This is a genomic window from Rhodanobacter sp. C06 (assembly GCF_002001105.1).
GTDB lineage: Bacteria > Pseudomonadota > Gammaproteobacteria > Xanthomonadales > Rhodanobacteraceae > Rhodanobacter_A.
Genome location: NZ_MUNP01000045.1, coordinates 97,119 through 114,440, shown reverse-complemented (window position 1 = coordinate 114,440; position 17,322 = coordinate 97,119). Strand labels below are relative to the sequence as shown.

13 protein-coding genes and 1 pseudogene are annotated in these 17,322 nt (G+C 67.7%); 9 read left to right on the top strand and 5 right to left on the bottom strand.

All coding sequences use genetic code 11. From position 1 onward, the window contains the following. Window positions 1-34 precede the first annotated feature (34 nt). On the top strand, window positions 35-2,218 hold the full coding sequence (locus B0E52_RS08990) for a M1 family metallopeptidase (protein ID WP_077483500.1): 2,184 nt from the start codon (window positions 35-37) through the stop codon (window positions 2,216-2,218). A gap of 14 nt (window positions 2,219-2,232) precedes the next feature. Beyond that, window positions 2,233-3,096 carry a hypothetical protein gene (locus B0E52_RS08985; RefSeq protein WP_254426753.1) on the top strand — a complete coding sequence of 288 codons (864 nt, stop codon included), beginning with the start codon at window positions 2,233-2,235 and terminating at the stop codon, window positions 3,094-3,096. A 745-nt stretch (window positions 3,097-3,841) separates the two neighbouring features. Here the strand turns inward: B0E52_RS08985 and B0E52_RS08980 are convergent. From B0E52_RS08980 to B0E52_RS08970, 3 genes are all read right to left on the bottom strand, one after another. After that, on the bottom strand, window positions 3,842-5,980 hold the full coding sequence (locus tag B0E52_RS08980) for a M13 family metallopeptidase (RefSeq protein ID WP_077483491.1): 2,139 nt from the start codon (window positions 5,978-5,980) through the stop codon (window positions 3,842-3,844). Between the two features lie 274 nt (window positions 5,981-6,254). Further along, window positions 6,255-6,917, bottom strand: a complete 663-nt coding sequence (locus tag B0E52_RS08975) for a DUF502 domain-containing protein (protein ID WP_077483490.1) — start codon at window positions 6,915-6,917, stop codon at window positions 6,255-6,257. A 42-nt stretch (window positions 6,918-6,959) separates the two neighbouring features. Beyond that, window positions 6,960-8,015, bottom strand: a complete 1,056-nt coding sequence (locus B0E52_RS08970) for a tellurite resistance/C4-dicarboxylate transporter family protein (RefSeq protein WP_077483489.1) — start codon at window positions 8,013-8,015, stop codon at window positions 6,960-6,962. Between the two features lie 124 nt (window positions 8,016-8,139). Here B0E52_RS08970 and B0E52_RS08965 point away from each other — a divergent pair, with 124 nt between their 5' ends. Then, a complete protein-coding gene (locus tag B0E52_RS08965; RefSeq protein WP_077483488.1) occupies window positions 8,140-8,661 on the top strand; it encodes a sigma-70 family RNA polymerase sigma factor in 522 nt (173 codons plus the stop codon). Between the two features lie 2 nt (window positions 8,662-8,663). Continuing rightward, the gene (locus tag B0E52_RS08960; RefSeq protein WP_077483487.1) at window positions 8,664-9,329 is read left to right on the top strand and encodes a hypothetical protein; all 666 of its coding nucleotides are present in this window, start codon (window positions 8,664-8,666) and stop codon (window positions 9,327-9,329) included. Window positions 9,330-9,406: 77 nt separating this feature from the next. Here B0E52_RS08960 and B0E52_RS08955 read toward each other — a convergent pair. Both B0E52_RS08955 and trxA read right to left on the bottom strand, forming a co-directional pair. Beyond that, a pseudogene (locus B0E52_RS08955) lies at window positions 9,407-9,856 on the bottom strand (DUF4442 domain-containing protein); the annotation flags it as partial. Window positions 9,857-9,988: 132 nt separating this feature from the next. Continuing rightward, the gene (gene trxA / locus B0E52_RS08950; RefSeq protein ID WP_077483499.1) at window positions 9,989-10,855 is read right to left on the bottom strand and encodes a thioredoxin; all 867 of its coding nucleotides are present in this window, start codon (window positions 10,853-10,855) and stop codon (window positions 9,989-9,991) included. 109 nt (window positions 10,856-10,964) lie between these two features. Here trxA and B0E52_RS08945 point away from each other — a divergent pair, with 109 nt between their 5' ends. The 5 genes from B0E52_RS08945 (at window position 10,965) to leuS (ending at window position 17,320) form a co-directional block, all read left to right on the top strand. Further along, a complete protein-coding gene (locus B0E52_RS08945) occupies window positions 10,965-11,615 on the top strand; it encodes a paraquat-inducible protein A (RefSeq protein WP_077483486.1) in 651 nt (216 codons plus the stop codon). Continuing rightward, the gene (locus tag B0E52_RS08940; RefSeq protein ID WP_077483485.1) at window positions 11,612-12,250 is read left to right on the top strand and encodes a paraquat-inducible protein A; all 639 of its coding nucleotides are present in this window, start codon (window positions 11,612-11,614) and stop codon (window positions 12,248-12,250) included. Before B0E52_RS08945 ends, B0E52_RS08940 begins: the two co-directional genes overlap by 4 nt. Further along, a complete protein-coding gene (locus tag B0E52_RS08935) occupies window positions 12,243-13,928 on the top strand; it encodes an MlaD family protein (protein ID WP_077483484.1) in 1,686 nt (561 codons plus the stop codon). The genes B0E52_RS08940 and B0E52_RS08935 overlap by 8 nt, the downstream gene beginning before the upstream one ends. Then, window positions 13,925-14,539: a PqiC family protein gene (locus B0E52_RS08930; RefSeq protein ID WP_077483483.1), complete on the top strand. Its 615-nt coding sequence runs from the start codon at window positions 13,925-13,927 to the stop codon at window positions 14,537-14,539. The genes B0E52_RS08935 and B0E52_RS08930 overlap by 4 nt, the downstream gene beginning before the upstream one ends. Before the next feature lie 150 nt (window positions 14,540-14,689). Next, a complete protein-coding gene (gene leuS, locus B0E52_RS08925) occupies window positions 14,690-17,320 on the top strand; it encodes a leucine--tRNA ligase (RefSeq protein WP_077483482.1) in 2,631 nt (876 codons plus the stop codon). Window positions 17,321-17,322 lie beyond the last annotated feature (2 nt).

Below are 17,322 nucleotides of genomic sequence, written 5' to 3'. Positions count from 1 at the left end.
GGGCAGGGGCGGGCTGTGGCTCGCCGCGTTGGCCGTGGGCTGGTGCGGATGCTGCACGGCGGGACTCGCGCAGGAGGCACCCGCCGCGGCGCCGGCCGTCGCCAGCACGGCGCCAGCTTCGGTGGCACCCATTCCGTTCGCGCCGGCGCACCAAACCATCATCACCACGCCCAGCGCGGCGGATGCCTGGGGCGGCGAGCGCACCGGCCAGCAAGCCACGCTATCCGACCGCGTGGTGAGCTACGCGATCGACGCCAGCCTCGATGCGCCAAAGCATCAGGTGACCGGCAAGGAGCACATGACCTGGCGCAACCGCAGCGACCGCGCGGTCGACCACGTCTATTTCCATCTTTACCTCAACGCGTTCGAGAACGACGGCAGCACCTGGTTCACCGAACGCAAGGTGCTCACCGCGCACGGCCGTTCGCGCGGCAACGCGGTGCTGAAGGACGGGCAGTGGGGCTGGGTCCGCCTGCAGAACGTGGCCCAGGACGGCACGACGCTGAAGTGGAGCTTCGTGCATCCCGATGGCGGCCCGGCCACCGACCACACCGTGGTGCGCATCGACCTCGCCCAGCCGGTACCCGCGGGCGGCACGCTGGCGCTGGACATCGCCTTTCTCAGCCAGCTGCCGCGCGTGGTGGAGCGCACCGGCTGGTGGGGCGACTTCAACCTCGTTGGCCAGTGGTTTCCCAAGATCGGCGTGCTGGAACTGGCCGGCGAACGCGGCGCCACCGCGCCGCGCTGGAACGTGCACGAGTTCCATTTCAACAGCGAGTTCTACGCCGACTTCGGCAGCTACGACGTGCACCTGGACGTGCCAAGCGACTACACCGTGGGCGCGGTGGGCCAGTTGCAGGGCGAGCCGCAGACGGCGAACGGCCGCACCACATACCACTACTTGCAGGGCGACGTGCACGACTTCGCCTGGGTGGCGGCGAAGGGCTACAAGACGCTGGATGGCACGTACACCGGCGCGGGTAGCCCGCAGGTGGCCGTGCGGGTGATCTACCCGCCCGAATACGTGGCCAGTGCCGCGCCCACGCTGAAATCCACCATTGATTCGCTGGGTTATTTCTCGCAGACCATCGCACCGTATCCGTACCGCACGGTCACCGCGGTAATCCCGCCGTACAACGCGGACGAGGCGGGCGGCATGGAATACCCCACCTTCTTCACCTCCGAGGGCTACAAGGAGGTGAAGCCGGGCACGATCGACCAGTACATGAGCGATTTCGTGAACATCCACGAATTCGGCCACGGCTACTTCTACGGCATCCTCGCCTCCAACGAGTTCGAGGAGCCGATGCTCGACGAAGGCATCAACGAGTTCTGGGATGACCGCATGATGCGCGCGCGCAACGAAGATCTCGTGCTCGCCTCGCCGTTCATGAAGTGGCTGGGCATCGCGCCGGCGATGAGCGGTTTCCAGATGGAGCGGCTCGCTGCCGAACTGCGGCGGCCCGAAGATCCGCTGGCGCAGAACAGCTGGGACCGGCTCTCCAGTTCCAGCTACGGCACGGTCTACACGCGCACCGCCACCGCGATGCACGACCTGGAACAGCGCATTGGCGAGCCGGCGATGGAAAAGGCCATGCGCCTGTACTACCAGCGCTGGAAGTTCCGCCATCCCTCGGTGGCCGATCTGCATCAGGCACTGGTCGATGGCTCGGGCGACGCCAGGGCGGTGAACGAGATCTTCGACCAGGTCGTCTACGGCACCCGGCACATCGACGATCGCGTGGCCGACATCGACACCTACGAGGTGTTGCCCCAGGCCGGCATGAGCTGGAAGGACGGCAAGCCGGTGGAGGCCGACCAGCAGGCGCTGGACAAGCAGATCGCGAAGCGACGCGCGGACTGGAAGAAGGCGCATCCCGATGCCAAGCCCGGCAGCGGCGGGCCGTTCCCCTGGCACAGCACGGTGACCGTGCTGCGCGACGGCGCGCAGGTGCCCGAGACGCTGCGCGTCACCTATGCCGACGGCAGCCACGAGGACGTGCGCTGGAACGACGACCGCCGCTGGGCGCGCTTCGACTTCGAGAAACCGAGCAAGGTGGTTTCGGCCGAACTCGATCCCGCGCAACAGGCCTATCTCGACGCCAACAAGCTCAACGACAGCTATGCGACCAAGCCGAACGGCGCCGCCTCGCGCCGCTGGACCGCCGACGTGGCCGCGCTGTTGCAGACCTTCTACTCGATGCTGGTGACGCTGTGATGATGGCCAGGACGATGGCTCCCCGCGCCGGCTTCGGCGCCCTGTTCTCCGCGATGGGCGCCGCCCTGCAATGGCGCCTGCTGTTGCTGTGGCTGCTGCTGATGCTGCTGCCCGCCACGGTGGTGGCGTTGCCGCTGTGGCGCACGCTGGCTGCGCTGCTCGACCACTCGGTGCATGCCGATGCCTGGGCGCGGCAGTTCGACCCGCTGATGTTCGGCGATGCGCTGAGTGCGCTGTCGGGGCACACCGCGTGGCTGGGTGGCGCGACCCTGCTGGCGCTGCTGTTCACCGTGCTGATGTCACCCTTCCTCGACGGCATGGCGGTGGGCAGCGGGCGCGCTGCGCGCACGCTGGGCTTCGGCGCCCTGTTGCAGAACGGCTGGATCGAATACGGGCGGATGTTCCGGGTCATGCTGTGGTCGCTGTTGCCGTACGCGGTGGTGGTCGCGGTGGCCGCCGCGGGCATGCACATCGCCGATCGGCATGCCGAACGGGCGGTGCTGGAAGCGCAGGCCGATGCCTGGTCGCATGGCATGCACTGGGCGCTGCTGGTGGTGTTCGTGCTGGCGCAGGCCATCGTGGAATCCACCCGCGCGGCCTTCATCGCCGACTCCGGCCTGCGCTCGGCCACCCGTGCCCTCGGCCGCGGCTTCATGCAGCTGCTGCGCCAGCCGCTGAAGACCCTGCTGTTCTACCTGGTGGTGAGCATGCTGGGCCTGGCGATCGCGGCGGCGTTCGGCATCGCGCGCATCCACACCACGGCGGTCGACGGCGGATTCTGGCTGGCCATCCTGCTTGGCCAGCTGATCGTGTTGGCGATCGCCTGGATGCGTGTCGCGCGGTTGTTCGCTCTGGCGCGGTTGGCGCGTTCGCGCTGACAGTCCGCTTTCCCCTCTCCCACTTGTGGAGAGGGGTTTTTCTCTCGCAGGTTTCAAAGCGGTTTCGCCCACCTGCCGGTGGCCGAGTTACCTTTCTCTTGCGTGGCCAAGAGAAAGGTAACCCAAAGAGAAGGCCTCCCCGATGCAGCGCTCTCCGGGCATCCTGCCCTGCGAGTGCGTGAGGCGTGGCCGGGCTTTTCGGCCGGGCCTCACGCCCGGTCGAAAAGGCGAGTCCGTCCATGGACACGCCCGCGGCGCGGCCTGGTCGTCCACGCCTCACCGCCGTATAGGGGCCCCCGGAGATCAGCGCGCTCCTAGCGCGCAGAAGCAACGGCCAAAGCGAGGCAAAGCCAAGCCAAGCCAAGTGGAGCGAAGCGCCACAAGACTCTGTCCCTCAGTTTCCACATGCGGCGCGGCGTGGCCGTAACGTCAATCGTGTAGGCGGAAATTGTTCCAAATCCTTCGACACATCTTGTTTGTGATGTCGGCGGATTGAATAAGGCCATTTCTTTGGGCCGCCTTGCTTTGGGCCAGCAAAGAAAGGTGGCGGCAGGCGACCGGAACCGCTTTGTTCCTTGCGTAAGCATAAGCGCAAAGGTTACGCGCCGCGCCTACCAGCCGAAGTGGCCTGGAGCGCGCGGCGTCGCACACACAGGATGCGTGCCAGGCACAAAAAAACGCCGCGCTTGCGCGCGGCGTCGAGGAGCGGCCTCGCGGCGGCAGAGCCGCCGCGAACCGAAGGGACTTACCAGATCTTCACCTGCTTGTCGCCCGAACGCACCATCGCGTCGCCCGGCTTGCACTGGAAGGCGGTGGCGAAGGCGGTCATGTCCGACGGCGAGGCGATCGCACGGATCGCGATCGGCGAGTGCGGGTCGGTGTTGAGGCGCAGCTCGGCCGCCTTCTCGCGCATGCTGCCGCGCCACACACGCGCCCAGTTGAGGAAGAAGCGCTGGTCCTGGGTGTAGCCGTCGATCTTCTGGTCGGCTTCGGACGGATCCTTCTTCAACGCGGCCTGCAGCGCGTCGTAGGCGATGTTGAGGCCGCCCAGGTCGGCGATGTTCTCGCCCAGGGTGAGCTTGCCGTTGACGTGCAGGTTCGGCTTGTCCTTGATCGGGGCGTAGCCGTCGTACTGCTCCACCAGCGCCTTGGTGCGCGCGTCGAACTGCTTCTTGTCCTGCGGCGTCCACCAGTCCTTCTTGTTGCCGTCGCCATCGAACTGGCTGCCTTGGTCATCGAAGCCGTGGCTGGACTCGTGGCCGATCACCGCGCCGATGCCGCCGTAGTTGATCGCGTCGTCGCCCTTCGCGTAGAAGAACGGGGCCTGCAGGATCGCGGCCGGGAAGTTGATCGTGTTGGTGCTCGGGTCGTAGTAGGCGTTGACCGTCTGCGGGGTCATGCCCCATTCCTTGCGGTCGGTCTTCTTGCCGATGTGCGAGAGGTCGTACTGGTAGTTGTACTTCTGCGCGGCCTGCAGGTTCGCGTACCAGTTGTCCGGGCTGATGGTGAGGCCGGACCAGTCACGCCATTCGCCCTCGTCGGGGTAGCCGATCTTGGGCAGGAACTTGTTCCACTTGTCGACGGCCTTGGCCTTGGTGGCATCGCTCATCCAGTCCAGGTGCTCGATGCGGTTCTTCAGCGCGTCGCGCACGTTGGTGACGAGTTCCTCGGCACGCTGCTTGGCTTCCGGCGTGAAGTACTTGGCCACGTACAGCTCGCCCAGGCCCATGCCCATCGCGCCGTTGACGCCGCCCAGCACCTGCTTCCAGCGCGCCTTCTGCTCGGGCGTGCCGGACAAGGTCTTGCCGTAGAAGTCGAACTTGTTGGCGCGGAACGCCTTGGACAGCGCGCTGGAGGCGTCGTCGATGGTGTGGAAGCGCAGGTAGGCCTGCCACTCGGACACCGGTGCGCCGGTCAGCAGCTTGTCGAACTCGGCGAAGAACTTCGGCTGCGACAGCGAGAAGCCCTTGTCGATGGTCACGCCCTGGGTCTTGAAGAACTGCTCCCAGCTGAAATGCGGGGTGACCTTGTCGGCGTCCTTGACGCTGACGAAGTGGTACTGGTTGTCGAGGTCGCGCATCTCGGTGGGAGCCAGCGAGGCGCCGGCCAGTGCGGTCTCGAACTTCATCACCGCGTCGGCCTGCTGCTTGGCGTCGGCCTCGGCCACGCCGGTCAGTTCCAGCGTCTTGGCGATATAGGCGACGTAGGCGGCACGCAGATCCTTGTACTCGGGCTTGGAGTAGTAGTCCTTGGTGGGCAGGCCCAGGCCGCCCTGGTTCGCGAAGCCGATCTGCTGGGTGGCATCCTTGAAGTCGGCGCCGGAGCTGAAGCTGAAGACCTGGCCGTCGCCGTCGGCGGCGGACTGGTCGAGGTAATTCACGATATCGGCGGTGTTCTTGAGGCCGTCGATGGCGGCGAGCTTGGGCTTGATCGGGTCGAAGCCGGCCTTCTCGATGGCTGCGTCGTCCATGCCGGACTTGTACAACCAGCCGATCTTCTGCTCGACCGAGCCGGCCTTGGCGCTGTCGGCGCCCTTGGCGGCGTCCTCGACCAGTTGGTGCTGGTCGTCCAGGCTCTTTGCGTACAGTTGGACGAAGGAGCCCCACATGGGGTAATCCGACGGAATCGGGTTGGCGGCGACCCACTTCGCATTGACGAAGCCGTTGAAGTCCGTGCAGGCCTCGTTGCTCGCGCCCAGTTCGCTGACGTCGAACACGCTCTTCGGCGCGGCCGCCGCGGCGGTGGTGGCGGCCGTGGCCGGAGCGCCGGCAGTGGCCGACTGGGCCGGCGCCGGGGCGGCGGCCTGCTCGCTCTTGCCGCAGGCGGTCAGCGCCAATGCGACGGCGGCGGCCAGTGCCAGGGGCTTCAGGTACTGCTGGGTCATGGACTTCCCTCTCATAGGTGTGTGGTGCCGTCGAGGCGGCGTTCTGCGCATGCCGGTCGGTTGCGGGCCAGTACCCCCGTACCGGCCATGACCAGCCAAGCTATGACTATCGTCATGGGCGGCACAGTGTCAAAGGTCAGGGGTGGGGCTCGGCCAGCACCATCTGCCAGAGCGGCTCGCGACCCGACGGCGTCATCGTGCTGTAGGAGCGCACCCTGTGCGCGAAAGCTTTTGCTCGTACCAGCATCAGAGCTTTCGCGCACAGGGTGCGCTCCTACAGCGGGCGATCGGGCAGGCGGCGCGGCGCGGGCAGGGTGTCCGGCGATACCGCGCCGCCGGAGATGATGAAGGCCATCGCCTGGTCCATCGTCCAGTCGGTGGGCGTGAGCTCGTCCATCGGCACCAGTTCCAGGTAACCGCCGGTGGGGTTGGGCGTGGTGGGGATGTACACCGCCGCCATCTCGCGACCGGTGCCTTCCTCGATCAGGGTGCGGGTGACGAAGCCCACCACCTTCATGCCCGGTCGCGGGAATTCCACCAGCACCACGCGCTGCGTGCCGCCGGGCTTGTTCTGCAGCACCGCCATCAGCTTCTTGGTGCCACCGTAGATCGTCTGCACCAGCGGGATGCGCTGCAGCAGGCCGTCGAACGCGCCGATGAAGCGCTGCCCGATCATCCGGTTCGCCAGCCAGCCGAGCACGTACAGCGCAACCAGCGTGATCAGCAGCGCGACGATGAAGATCAGCCAGCGTTGGTTGAGCGTGTCCGCCGCATGCGGCGCGACCAACGCCAGCGCGCCCACCAGCGCCGCCACCAGCGGTGCACCGATGCCGGCCAGGAGGCCCAGCACGAACTTGAATACCAGCACCGTCACCCACAGCGGCAGGAAGGTGAGCAGGCCGGTGATCAGATAGCGTTTGAGTCGCAGGGGAGGCATGGCGGCACGCGCGGGGGAGGGTGCCCCATTGTAGGGAAGTGCTCAGCGTGGCGGATGCACGCCGTGCCGCCACCCCTTGCGGTACAGCTTGCGCAGACCGATCAGCGCCACCAGCAGCCACACGGCGAGGCTGACGTAGACGCCGGCGGCGGGGATCGCGCGCAGGAAATCCGCATGCAGCGCCTGCGCCAGTTCATAGGTGCCCACGGTGTACATGCCGATCGGGAACACGATGTCCCAGTCGTCGGTCTCGTAGCGCAGCGGCACGTGGCGCCATACGTGGCGCCACACTTCCAGGATCACCAGCAGCGGAATCCACCAGGTGGCGGTGGCCCAGAAGAACAGGGTGAAGCCCTTCACGAACGGCAGCAGCTCGGTCAGCGCGCTGTGCGCCGGCGCGTGGATCACGATCAGGCTGCCGGCGAGCGTGGTCACCGCCAGCGCGCCCATGTCGATCCAGTACGGCGGGGTGAACTCGCGCGCGCGTAGCGGGAAGAACACCATGCGGTACACCACCAGGGTGATGATGAGCAGGTACAGCGCCGCGCCCAACATGTACAGGCTGAGCGCCACGAACTGCAGGCGGTCGGGATCGGCGCGGCTGGCCGCGACCAGGGTGAGCAGCGCCGACAGCGCCTGGGTGGACACCACCGCCACCAGCCAGCCGCCGTTGATGCTGCGGGTGAAGCCGGGCTTGAAGCGCGCAGTGATAGTGGCGGCGAAGAACAGGTAGATCAGCGCGATCCACAGCAGCGCGCCGGCCACCGCCAACGCCGCCGCCAGCACTGGCAGCGGCCACACCAACACGCACTGGCTGCCCAGCACACAGGTGGCCGCGGCCAGGGTGAGGAAGCCGGCGCCGCGGGAGGGATCGGTGAAATCCATCACCATCTCGTGGCGGAAGCGCGCCAGCCGCAGCAGGCTGAGCGCCAGCAACCAGACGTAGGCGAGCAGGTTGAACGCGAACAGCGCCAGCGCCACCCGCGGCAGGCCGTGCTGGCTGGCGTCCACCGACACGATGCCGGTGGCCATCACCAGCGCGAAGCAGCCGGGGTCGAGCCGCCGCACGCGGATCAGCAGGTTTTCGGCCAGCACCATGCGGTTCTCCGGAGCTCCCGTTGCGGCGATTATGCGGAAGCGCCATGTCGTTGCCCGGTGACGTGTGACTTTTTCCGCGGCCGCGCGAATCATGCTGGCAACGACTTCGGATGCGTGGACGGACATGGGCGGCAAGGCGGACCAGCAACGCTTCGAGGCATTGTGGCGCGAGCACCGAGGCATCGTGCTCAAGGTGGCCAGCGTCTACGCGCGCCATGCCGAGGAGCGGCTGGACCTCGCGCAGGAGATCGGCGCGCAGTTGTGGCGTTCCTTCGCAGCCTTCGACGAGCGCAAGGCGAAGTTCAGCACCTGGCTGTACCGCATCGCGCTGAACGTGGCGATCTCGCATCTGCGCCGCGCGGGTGGCGAGGCCGGGCGTTTCGAGCCGCTGCACGATTGGCATCTCGAAACCATCGCGGGCGAACCCGCCGCGGAGCCGGACGAACGCCTCGCTGCGCTGCACGCCTTCATCGGTGAGCTCGACGCGCTCAACCGCGCGCTGATCCTGCTGTACCTCGAAGACCGCAGTTACGCCGAAATCGCCGAGGTGCTCGGCATCAGCGCCACCAACGTGGCCACCAAGATCAATCGCATCAAGCAGAAGTTGCGCGGCCGGATGACCGCCGCGACCACCACGGGAGCATGACCATGGAACTCGATGAAATGAAACAGGCCTGGGCGCGCATGGATCTGCGCCAGGACGGCATGGAGGCGCTGTTGCGCCAGGACTTCCGTGACCGGCGCATGGACAAGCTGCGCTCGGCGTTGCGCCGGAACCTGTGGTGGCAGGCAGTCGAGATCGCCGGCTGGCTGGTTTTCGTGGTGTTCGCCGCGTCGTTCTGGGTGGAGCACCGGCACGTCACGCATCTGCTGGTGATTGGCTTGCTGTTGCACGTGTATGGCATCGCCGGCATCTGGTCGGGCGCCACCCAGTTGCTTCTGCTCGGCCGCATCTACCTGTTCGATGCACCGGTAATGGTGCTGCAGCGGCGCCTGGCGCAATTGCGTCGTTTCCGCACGGTCAGCACGCTGGCGTTGGGCTTGCCGTGGTGGTTCTTGTGGCTGCTGGTGCCGCTGGTCGCGTTGACCTGGTCGTCCGGGGTGGACATGTTCGCCGGCGGGGCGGGATGGATCTGGGCGAACATGGCGGTGGGCGCCGTCGGTACCGGCTTCAGTCTGTGGCTGGCGCGCCGCTTGGCCACTCGTCCGATCAGGCAGCCGTGGCTGCGCCGCATGGTGGACGACATGTCCGGTTGCAGCCTGGCGCGCGTCTCGCGACAACTGGATGAGATCGCCCGCTTCGAACACGAGTGAAGCCGGCATGGCTGGCTTGTCCAGCGCGATGTCGGCAGAACGGGGAAAGGTGGGTGCTGCGCACCCTGCGAGGTGGCGCGCACCTTCGGCTTCAATCGCACGTAGAGCTGCTTGCGCACGTGGGCGACCACTTCGCCGGAGGCGGTGGTGATCTCGTTCTCGAACCAGCGCAGTACTTTCCCGCCGCCGGCCGCGGCAGCGCGCAATTCTTCGACGGTGGCGTCGTCCAGCCTGAAGCGGGCATGGATGTCCTCGCGGCCGGGCGCCACGAAGTCGATCGCGCCGGCCTGGTCCCATACGTAGTAGCCGGGGCCCAGCCGGTGCAACGCCAGCAGCATCCAGAACGGGTCGACCATCGCGAACAGATTGCCGCCGAACTGGCTGCGCACGTAGTTGCGGTTGCGGCGGCGCAGACGCAGCACCCCCTTCGCCTCGCCGCAGTCGTCGCTTAGCGATTGCACGCGAATGCCGTTGCAGAGGAACGGCGGCCACAGGTTCATCAGCCGGCGCAAGGTGGAGGCGCGAATGCGGTTCGGAATCCGGATTTTTCAAGGAGCGACCGTAGGAGCGACTTCAGTCGCGATGCTTTTTTGATCCTCCAAGGGCATCGCGGCTGAACCGCTCCTACACGATCTGGCGGGGATCGCAGGGTATGGCGTTCAGAAAAGCAACGAGGCCATCTTGCGGCGGTAGCGGCCGACCAGCTCGGCGTCGTCCAGCGTGCCGAAGGCGGCGAGCAGGCGTTTCTTCGCGGCGCCGTCGTTCCAGTCGCGGGCCTTCTCGAGGATGGCGAGGAACTGTTCCAGGCCAGCGGCGGGATCGTCGCCCAGCAGCAGGCGCACGCCGAGAAGGTCGCGCGCCTGCCAGTCGGCGGCATCGGCGGCGATGCGCTGCTCCAGTTCGGCCTGCGCGGGGGCGTCCTTCAGCGCGCGCGCGAGTTCCAGCTGCTGGCGCAGGCGCACGGCGCGGGCGTCGGTGGCGAGGTTGGCGGGAAGGGCGTCGAGTTCGGTGGCGGCGGCGTCGCTTTGGCCGGCCTGGGCCAGCGCCACGGCGAGCTCGAGCTTCAGCTCGGCGTTGTCGGGCTCGGCGGCGATGGCCTGCTGCAGGCGGTTGATCGCCGCCGCCGGCGTCTCGGCGGGCGCGGCAATCTCCGCGACCTCGTCGTCGGCGCCATCCAGCGGCTGCACGTGGCGCGCCAGGAATTCGCGCAGCTGGCCCAGCGGCAGCGCACCGACGAAACCGTCGGCGACCTGGCCATCCTTCACCAGCACCACGGTGGGCACGCTGCGGATGCCGAACATCGCGGCGAGCTGCTGGTTCTTGTCCACGTCCACCTTGCCGAGGCGGAACGCGCCCTTGTACTCGGCGGCCAGCTGCTCCAGCAGCGGGCCCAGCGTCTTGCACGGGCCGCACCAGGTGGCCCAGAAATCCACCAGCACCGGGGCGTCCAGCGAGGCGTTGATGACCTCGGCCTCGAAGTTCTGTTCGGTGACTTCGAAGACGTGGTCGAGGGTGGCGTCGGTCACGGCGGATTCCAGCGCAAGGGAAACTCCCCAGATCGGGGTGCCGCCGAGCATATCAAGGGAATCGACGCGGCTTAAGCCACGGGCCGGTCTGATTTGCGAGAATCACCGCATGGACGCGCCATCCCCACGCTGCATCGACACGACCGCCCCGGCGCTGTTGATCTGCGAACACTGCGACACCGTGCATCGCCGCCGCCCGCTGGCGAAGGGCGAAGTGGCCGAGTGCGCGCGCTGCGGCGCGGTGTTGGAGCGCTGCCGCGGCATGCGCGCGAACGCGCTACTGGCGTTGGTGCTGACCGCGCTGGTGGTGTTCGTGCAGGCCACGCTGTGGCCGATCGTGACGCTGGGCCTGAACGGCCAGTACGTGGCCGCCACGCTATGGGACGTGATCCACATGATGTGGCTCGACCACTCGCAGGTGGTGGCGGTGCTGGCGGCGGCCACCTTGTTCGTGTTTCCGCTCGCCAAGATCCTGACCCTGGGCTGGCTGCTCGCGTATGCGCGCAGCGGCCGCCGCGCGCCGGGCTTCCGTCCCCTGATGGTGGCGCTGCACCACCTGGGGCCGTGGACGATGAGCGAAGTGTTCGTGCTGGGCGCGCTGGTATCCATCGTCAAGGCGCACCTGTACTTCGACGTGCTGCCCGACCCGGGCATCTACGCCTACGGCGCGCTGATGCTGCTGATCACCGTGTTCGCCGGCGTCGACCTCACCCGGCTATGGGACGAGACCCGCGACGAGGATGCGGGAGGGGCACCATGAGCGCGCTGCCGCGCGCCGACGAACTCGGCCTGATCGGCTGCCACGTCTGCGGCCAGGTCTGCCGTGCGGCGGACACCGACGGGGGCGACGCCGCGCTGGCCTGCCCGCGTTGCGGCTCGACGCTGCATCGGCGCAAGCCGGCGGCCTACACGCGCACCTGGGCGCTGCTGATCGCCGCGTTCCTGATGTACATCCCCGCCAACGTGCTGCCGATCATGCGCACGGCGAGCCTGGGCGACATCGACGACAACACCATCATCAGCGGCGTGGTGGAGCTGTGGGTGAAAGGTTCGCCGGGGCTGGCGGTGATCGTGTTCTGCGCCAGCATCATGGTGCCGATGCTGAAGTTCCTCTCGCTGGGCACGCTGCTGGTCACCAGCCGCAGCGGCAGCAACTGGGCGCGGCGGCAGCGCGCGCAGCTGTACCGGCTGGTGGAGCTGATCGGCTACTGGTCGATGCTGGACGTGTTCGTGGTGGCCCTGCTCACCGCGCTGGTACGCTTCGGCTTCTTCAGCCTGGTGGAGCCGCTGCCGGGCGTGGTGTTCTTCGGCCTCACCGTGGTGCTGACAATGTTCGCCTCGATGTGCTTCGATCCCCGGCTGATCTGGGACGGCAAGGAAGATTCCGATGACTGACGAACAATCCGGTACGCCGCCGCCGTCCAACGGCGACGCCCTGCCGCGCCCGGTGCTGCGCAAGCGGCGCACGAACGCCTCGCTGATCTGGCTGGTACCGGTCCTGGCGGCGATCGTGGGCGTATCGCTGGTGGTGAACAGCTGGCTGCAGGCCGGCCCCGACATCACGATCAGCTTCGAGAGCGCGCAAGGCCTCGCGGCCGCCAAGACGCCGGTGAAGTACAAGGACGTGGTGATCGGCAGGGTGGACAAGATCCGCCTGAGCGGCGATCGCAGCCATGTGCTGGTCAAGGTGGCGCTGGACAAGAGCGCGAAGGCGTTCGCCACCCAGGGCACGCGCTACTGGGTGGTGCGCCCGCGCATCGGCCTGGGCGGCGTCTCCGGCGTGGACACGCTGTTCTCCGGCGCCTACATCGGCGCCGACACCGGCGACTCCAGCGTGGAGGAGGACGAGTTCAAGGGCTTGGAGAACCCGCCCGCGGTGACCCATGGCGAACCGGGCAAGAGCTACACCTTGCACGCCGACGACCTCGGTTCGCTGGACATCGGCTCGCCGGTGTACTTCCGCCGCATCCAGGTGGGGCGGGTGGTGTCCTACCAGCTGGACAAGGACGGCAAGGGCGTGTCGCTCGCGGTGTTCATCGACAGCCCGAACGACCACTACGTAAACGCCGACACGCGCTTCTGGAACGCCAGCGGCGTGGACGTGTCGCTGGGCGCGAACGGGCTCAAGCTCAACACGGAGTCGCTGGCCACCGTGCTGGCCGGCGGGGTGGCCTTCCAGGACCCGGGTGGTCCGCACGACACCACGCCGGCGCCCGACGGCGCCAGCTTCAGCCTGTTCGGCGACCAGGCCACCGCGATGGCGCCGCCGGATGGCGAGCCGCACTACATCCGCATGCGCTTCGACCAGTCGCTGCGCGGCTTGGCGGTGGGCGCGCCGGTGGAATTCCTCGGGGTGAACTTCGGCAAGGTGGTGTCGATCCGCATGGACTACGACGAGAAGACCCAGCGCTTCCCGCTGATCGTCGGCGCGGTGGTCTATCCCGACCGGCTGGGCCAGGCGCATGCCAAGCTGGAGGCGCTGGCCAAGGCGCGCGGCGACAACGCCGACATCTCGCACATGATCGGCAAGCTGGTCGAGCACGGCCTGCGCGCGCAGGCGCGCACCGGCAACCTGCTCACCGGCCAGCTCTACGTCGCGCTGGACTTCCTGCCGCATGCGGCGAAGGCGAGCTACGACCCCGACGCTCGGCCGCTGGAGATTCCCACCGCGCCGGGCAGCTTCGACAAGCTGCAGGAGCAGATGGCCGACATCGTCGACAAGCTGGACAAGGTCCCGTTCGACCAGATCGGCAACCACCTCAACGACTCGCTGGCGAACCTCGACGCCACGCTCAAGCAGGTCAACGGCCAGACCCTGCCGGCGCTCGACAGCACCCTGGGCGATGCGCGCAAGACGCTGGGCACGGCGAACGACGCGCTCTCCGGCGATTCGCCGCTGCAGCAGAACATGGGGCAGACGCTGCAGGAGCTGCAGCGCACGATGCGCTCGCTGCGCGTGCTCACCGACTACCTCGGCGTGCATCCGGAGTCGTTGCTGCGCGGCCGCCAAGCCGACCCGAAGGTAGCCGAACCGAAGCCGGCGCCCGCCAACCCGAACAGGAGCCAGCCATGAATCGCCTGCGCCCGTGGATGCCGCTCGCCGCCGTGCTGGGCCTCGCCGGCTGCGCCTCTGCGCCGCTGCACTACTACACCTTGATGACGCCGGCCGGTTCGACCGTCGGCGGCGCGGCCGCGCCCGCGCCGTATCCCTTCGAACTGCTGCCGGTTGGCGTGCCGGCCCAGGTCGACGTGCCGCAGCTGGTGGTGCGCGAAGGCGGGCAAGGCGTGCAGCCGCTGGACGGCCAGCGCTGGATCGCGCCGCTGGGCGACGAGGTCCGCGGCGCGCTGGCCGCCGACCTCGCCCGCGCGCTGGGCGTGGCGGACATGAGCGGCCTGCCCGGCAACGGCCAGCCGCGCCTGCGCATCAAGCTCGACGTGCGCCGCTTCGAATCGGTGCCCGGCAACCATGCGCTGATCGATGCGGCGTGGAGCCTGCGCCTGACGGGCGGCTCCGGGGGGCAGGACGCACTCGCCTGCAGCAGCCGCATCAGCGAGCCGGTGACGGCGGGCTACGACGCGCTGGTGGCCGGCCACCAGCAGGCGCTGGCTGCGCTGGCCGAGCGTATCGCCGCCACGGCGCGTGCGTACGAGACGGGCCAGAACCCGGCTTGCCCCGCCGATTGAGGGTTTTGGCTCCCTCTCCTGCATGCAGGGAGGGCCGGGGCGGGGCGCTCCCGGCCCGGCATACGGGCCCGTTCTGCTAATCTGATCCGTTCTCCCGGCAGGTGCGCGAGCCCGCGCCACGCTGCCTGCAAAGATCACGGCCACGGACCCATGCAAGACACCCACGACACCAGCAAGACCGAGCAGGATTACCAGCCGCAGGCGGTGGAAGCCGCCGCGCAGCAGTACTGGAACGCGCAGCACGCCTACGAGGTGAAGGAAGACCCGGCCAAGCCGAAGTTCTTCTGCCTCTCGATGCTGCCGTATCCCTCCGGCGCGCTGCACATGGGCCACGTGCGCAACTACACCATCGGCGACGTGATCAGCCGCTACCAGCGCATGCAGGGCCGCAACGTGCTGCAGCCGATGGGCTGGGATGCGTTCGGCCTGCCGGCCGAGAACGCCGCGATCAAGAACAAGACCGCGCCGGCCAAGTGGACCTACGCGAACATCGAGCACATGCGCGACCAGCTGAAGTCGCTGGGCTACGCGATCGACTGGAGCCGCGAGTTCGCCACCTGCCGCCCGGACTACTACCGCTGGGAACAGTTGATGTTCACCCGGCTGCTGAAGAAAGGCCTGGCCTACCGCAAGAACAGCGTGGTGAACTGGGACCCGGTCGACCACACCGTGCTGGCCAACGAGCAGGTGGTGGACGGCCGCGGCTGGCGCTCCGGCGCCGTGGTGGAGAAGCGTGAGATCCCGCAGTGGTTCCTGCGCATCACCGATTACGCGCAGGAGCTGCTGGACGGCCTTGACACGCTGCCGGGCTGGCCCGACGCGGTGAAGACCATGCAGCGCAACTGGATCGGCCGCAGCGAAGGCCTGGAGATCCATTTCGCCGTGGAAGGCGAGGCCGCGCCGCTCACCGTGTTCACCACCCGCCCCGATACGCTGATGGGCGTCACCTTCGTCTCCATCGCCGGCGAGCATCCGCTGGCGCTGAAGGCGGCGGCGAACAATCCGCAGCTCGCCGCCTTCCTCGACGAGCTGAAGCACGGCGGCGTCTCCGAAGCCGAACTGGAAACCCAGGAAAAGCGCGGCATGGCCACCGGCCTGTTCGCCATCCATCCGGTCAGCGGCGACAAGCTGCCGGTGTGGGTGGCGAACTTCGTGCTGATGGGCTACGGCACCGGCGCGGTGATGGCCGTGCCCGGCCACGACGCGCGCGATTTCGAGTTCGCGCACAAGTACGGCTTGCCGATCAAACAGGTGATCGCCGCCGGCGACGAGGCCTACGATCCCGCCGTGTGGCAGGACTGGTACTCGGACAAGGCCCGCGCCGACATGCGTGTGGTGAACTCCGGTGCGCTGGACGGCAAGAACTACCGCGAGGCTTTCGATTGCCTGGCGACCAGGCTCGAAGCCGAAGGCAAGGGCCAGCGCCGCGTCAACTGGCGCCTGCGCGACTGGGGCGTCAGCCGCCAGCGCTACTGGGGTTGCCCGATCCCCGTGATCTACTGCCCGAAGTGCGAGGCGGTGCCGGTGCCGGAAGACCGGTTGCCGGTGGTGCTGCCCGAGGACGTGGCGTTCAGCGGCGTGCAGTCGCCGATCAAGGCCGACCCCGAGTGGCGCAAGACCACGTGCCCGCAATGCGGCGGCCCCGCCGAGCGCGAGACCGACACCTTCGACACCTTCATGGAATCCAGCTGGTACTACGCGCGCTACACCTCGCCGGGCGCGAACGGCCAGGTGGACGAGCGCGCGAATTACTGGCTGCCGGTGGACCAGTACATCGGCGGCATCGAGCACGCGATCCTGCACCTGCTGTACTTCCGCTTCTATCACAAGCTGATGCGCGACGCGGGCCTGGTGAACTCCGACGAGCCGGCGACCAACCTGCTGTGCCAGGGCATGGTGATCGCCGAGACGTTCTACCGCGACCACGCCGACGGCTCGAAGGACTGGATCAATCCCGCCGACGTGGAGATCCAGCGCGACGACAAGGCACGCGTGGTTGGCGCGGTGCTCAAGGCCGACGGCCAGCCGGTGAAGATCGGCGGCATCGAGAAGATGTCGAAGTCCAAGAACAACGGCGTCGATCCGCAGGCGATGGTGGGCAAGTACGGCGCCGACACGGTGCGCCTGTTCTCGATGTTCGCATCGCCGCCGGAGCAATCGCTGGAGTGGAACGAGGCCGGCGTGGAAGGCATGGCGCGCTTCCTGCGCCGCTTCTGGCGCGAGGTGGTCACGCATGCCGCGCAGCCGGATCATGCAGTGGTCGACCCGTCGCAACTCGATGCCGGCCAGAAGGCGCTGCGACGCCAGCTGTACGAAACCATCCAGAAGGTCAGCGACGACTTCGGTCGCCGCCACTCCTTCAACACCGCGATCGCCGCGCTGATGGAGCTGCTCAACGCCGTGGGCAAGTTCGCCGACATGAGCGAGCAGGGCCGTGCCGTGCGCCACGAGGCGCTGGAGAGCATGGTGCTGCTGCTGAACCCGGTGGTGCCGCACGTCAGCCATCACCTGTGGCAGGTGCTGGGCCACGCCGAGGCCGTGCTGGAGGATCAGTCGTGGCCCGTGGTGGACGCCGCGGCGCTGGTGCGCGACAGTCTGACCCTCGCGGTGCAGGTCAACGGCAAGCTGCGCGGCACCATCGAATTGCCCGCCAATGCCGGCAAGGAAGAGGCCGAGGCGCTGGCGCTGGCGCAACCGCAGGTGGCCGCCTTCCTCAAGGAACTCAGCGTGCGCAAGGTGATCGTGGTGCCAGGCAAGATCGTCAACATCGTCGCAGGATGAAA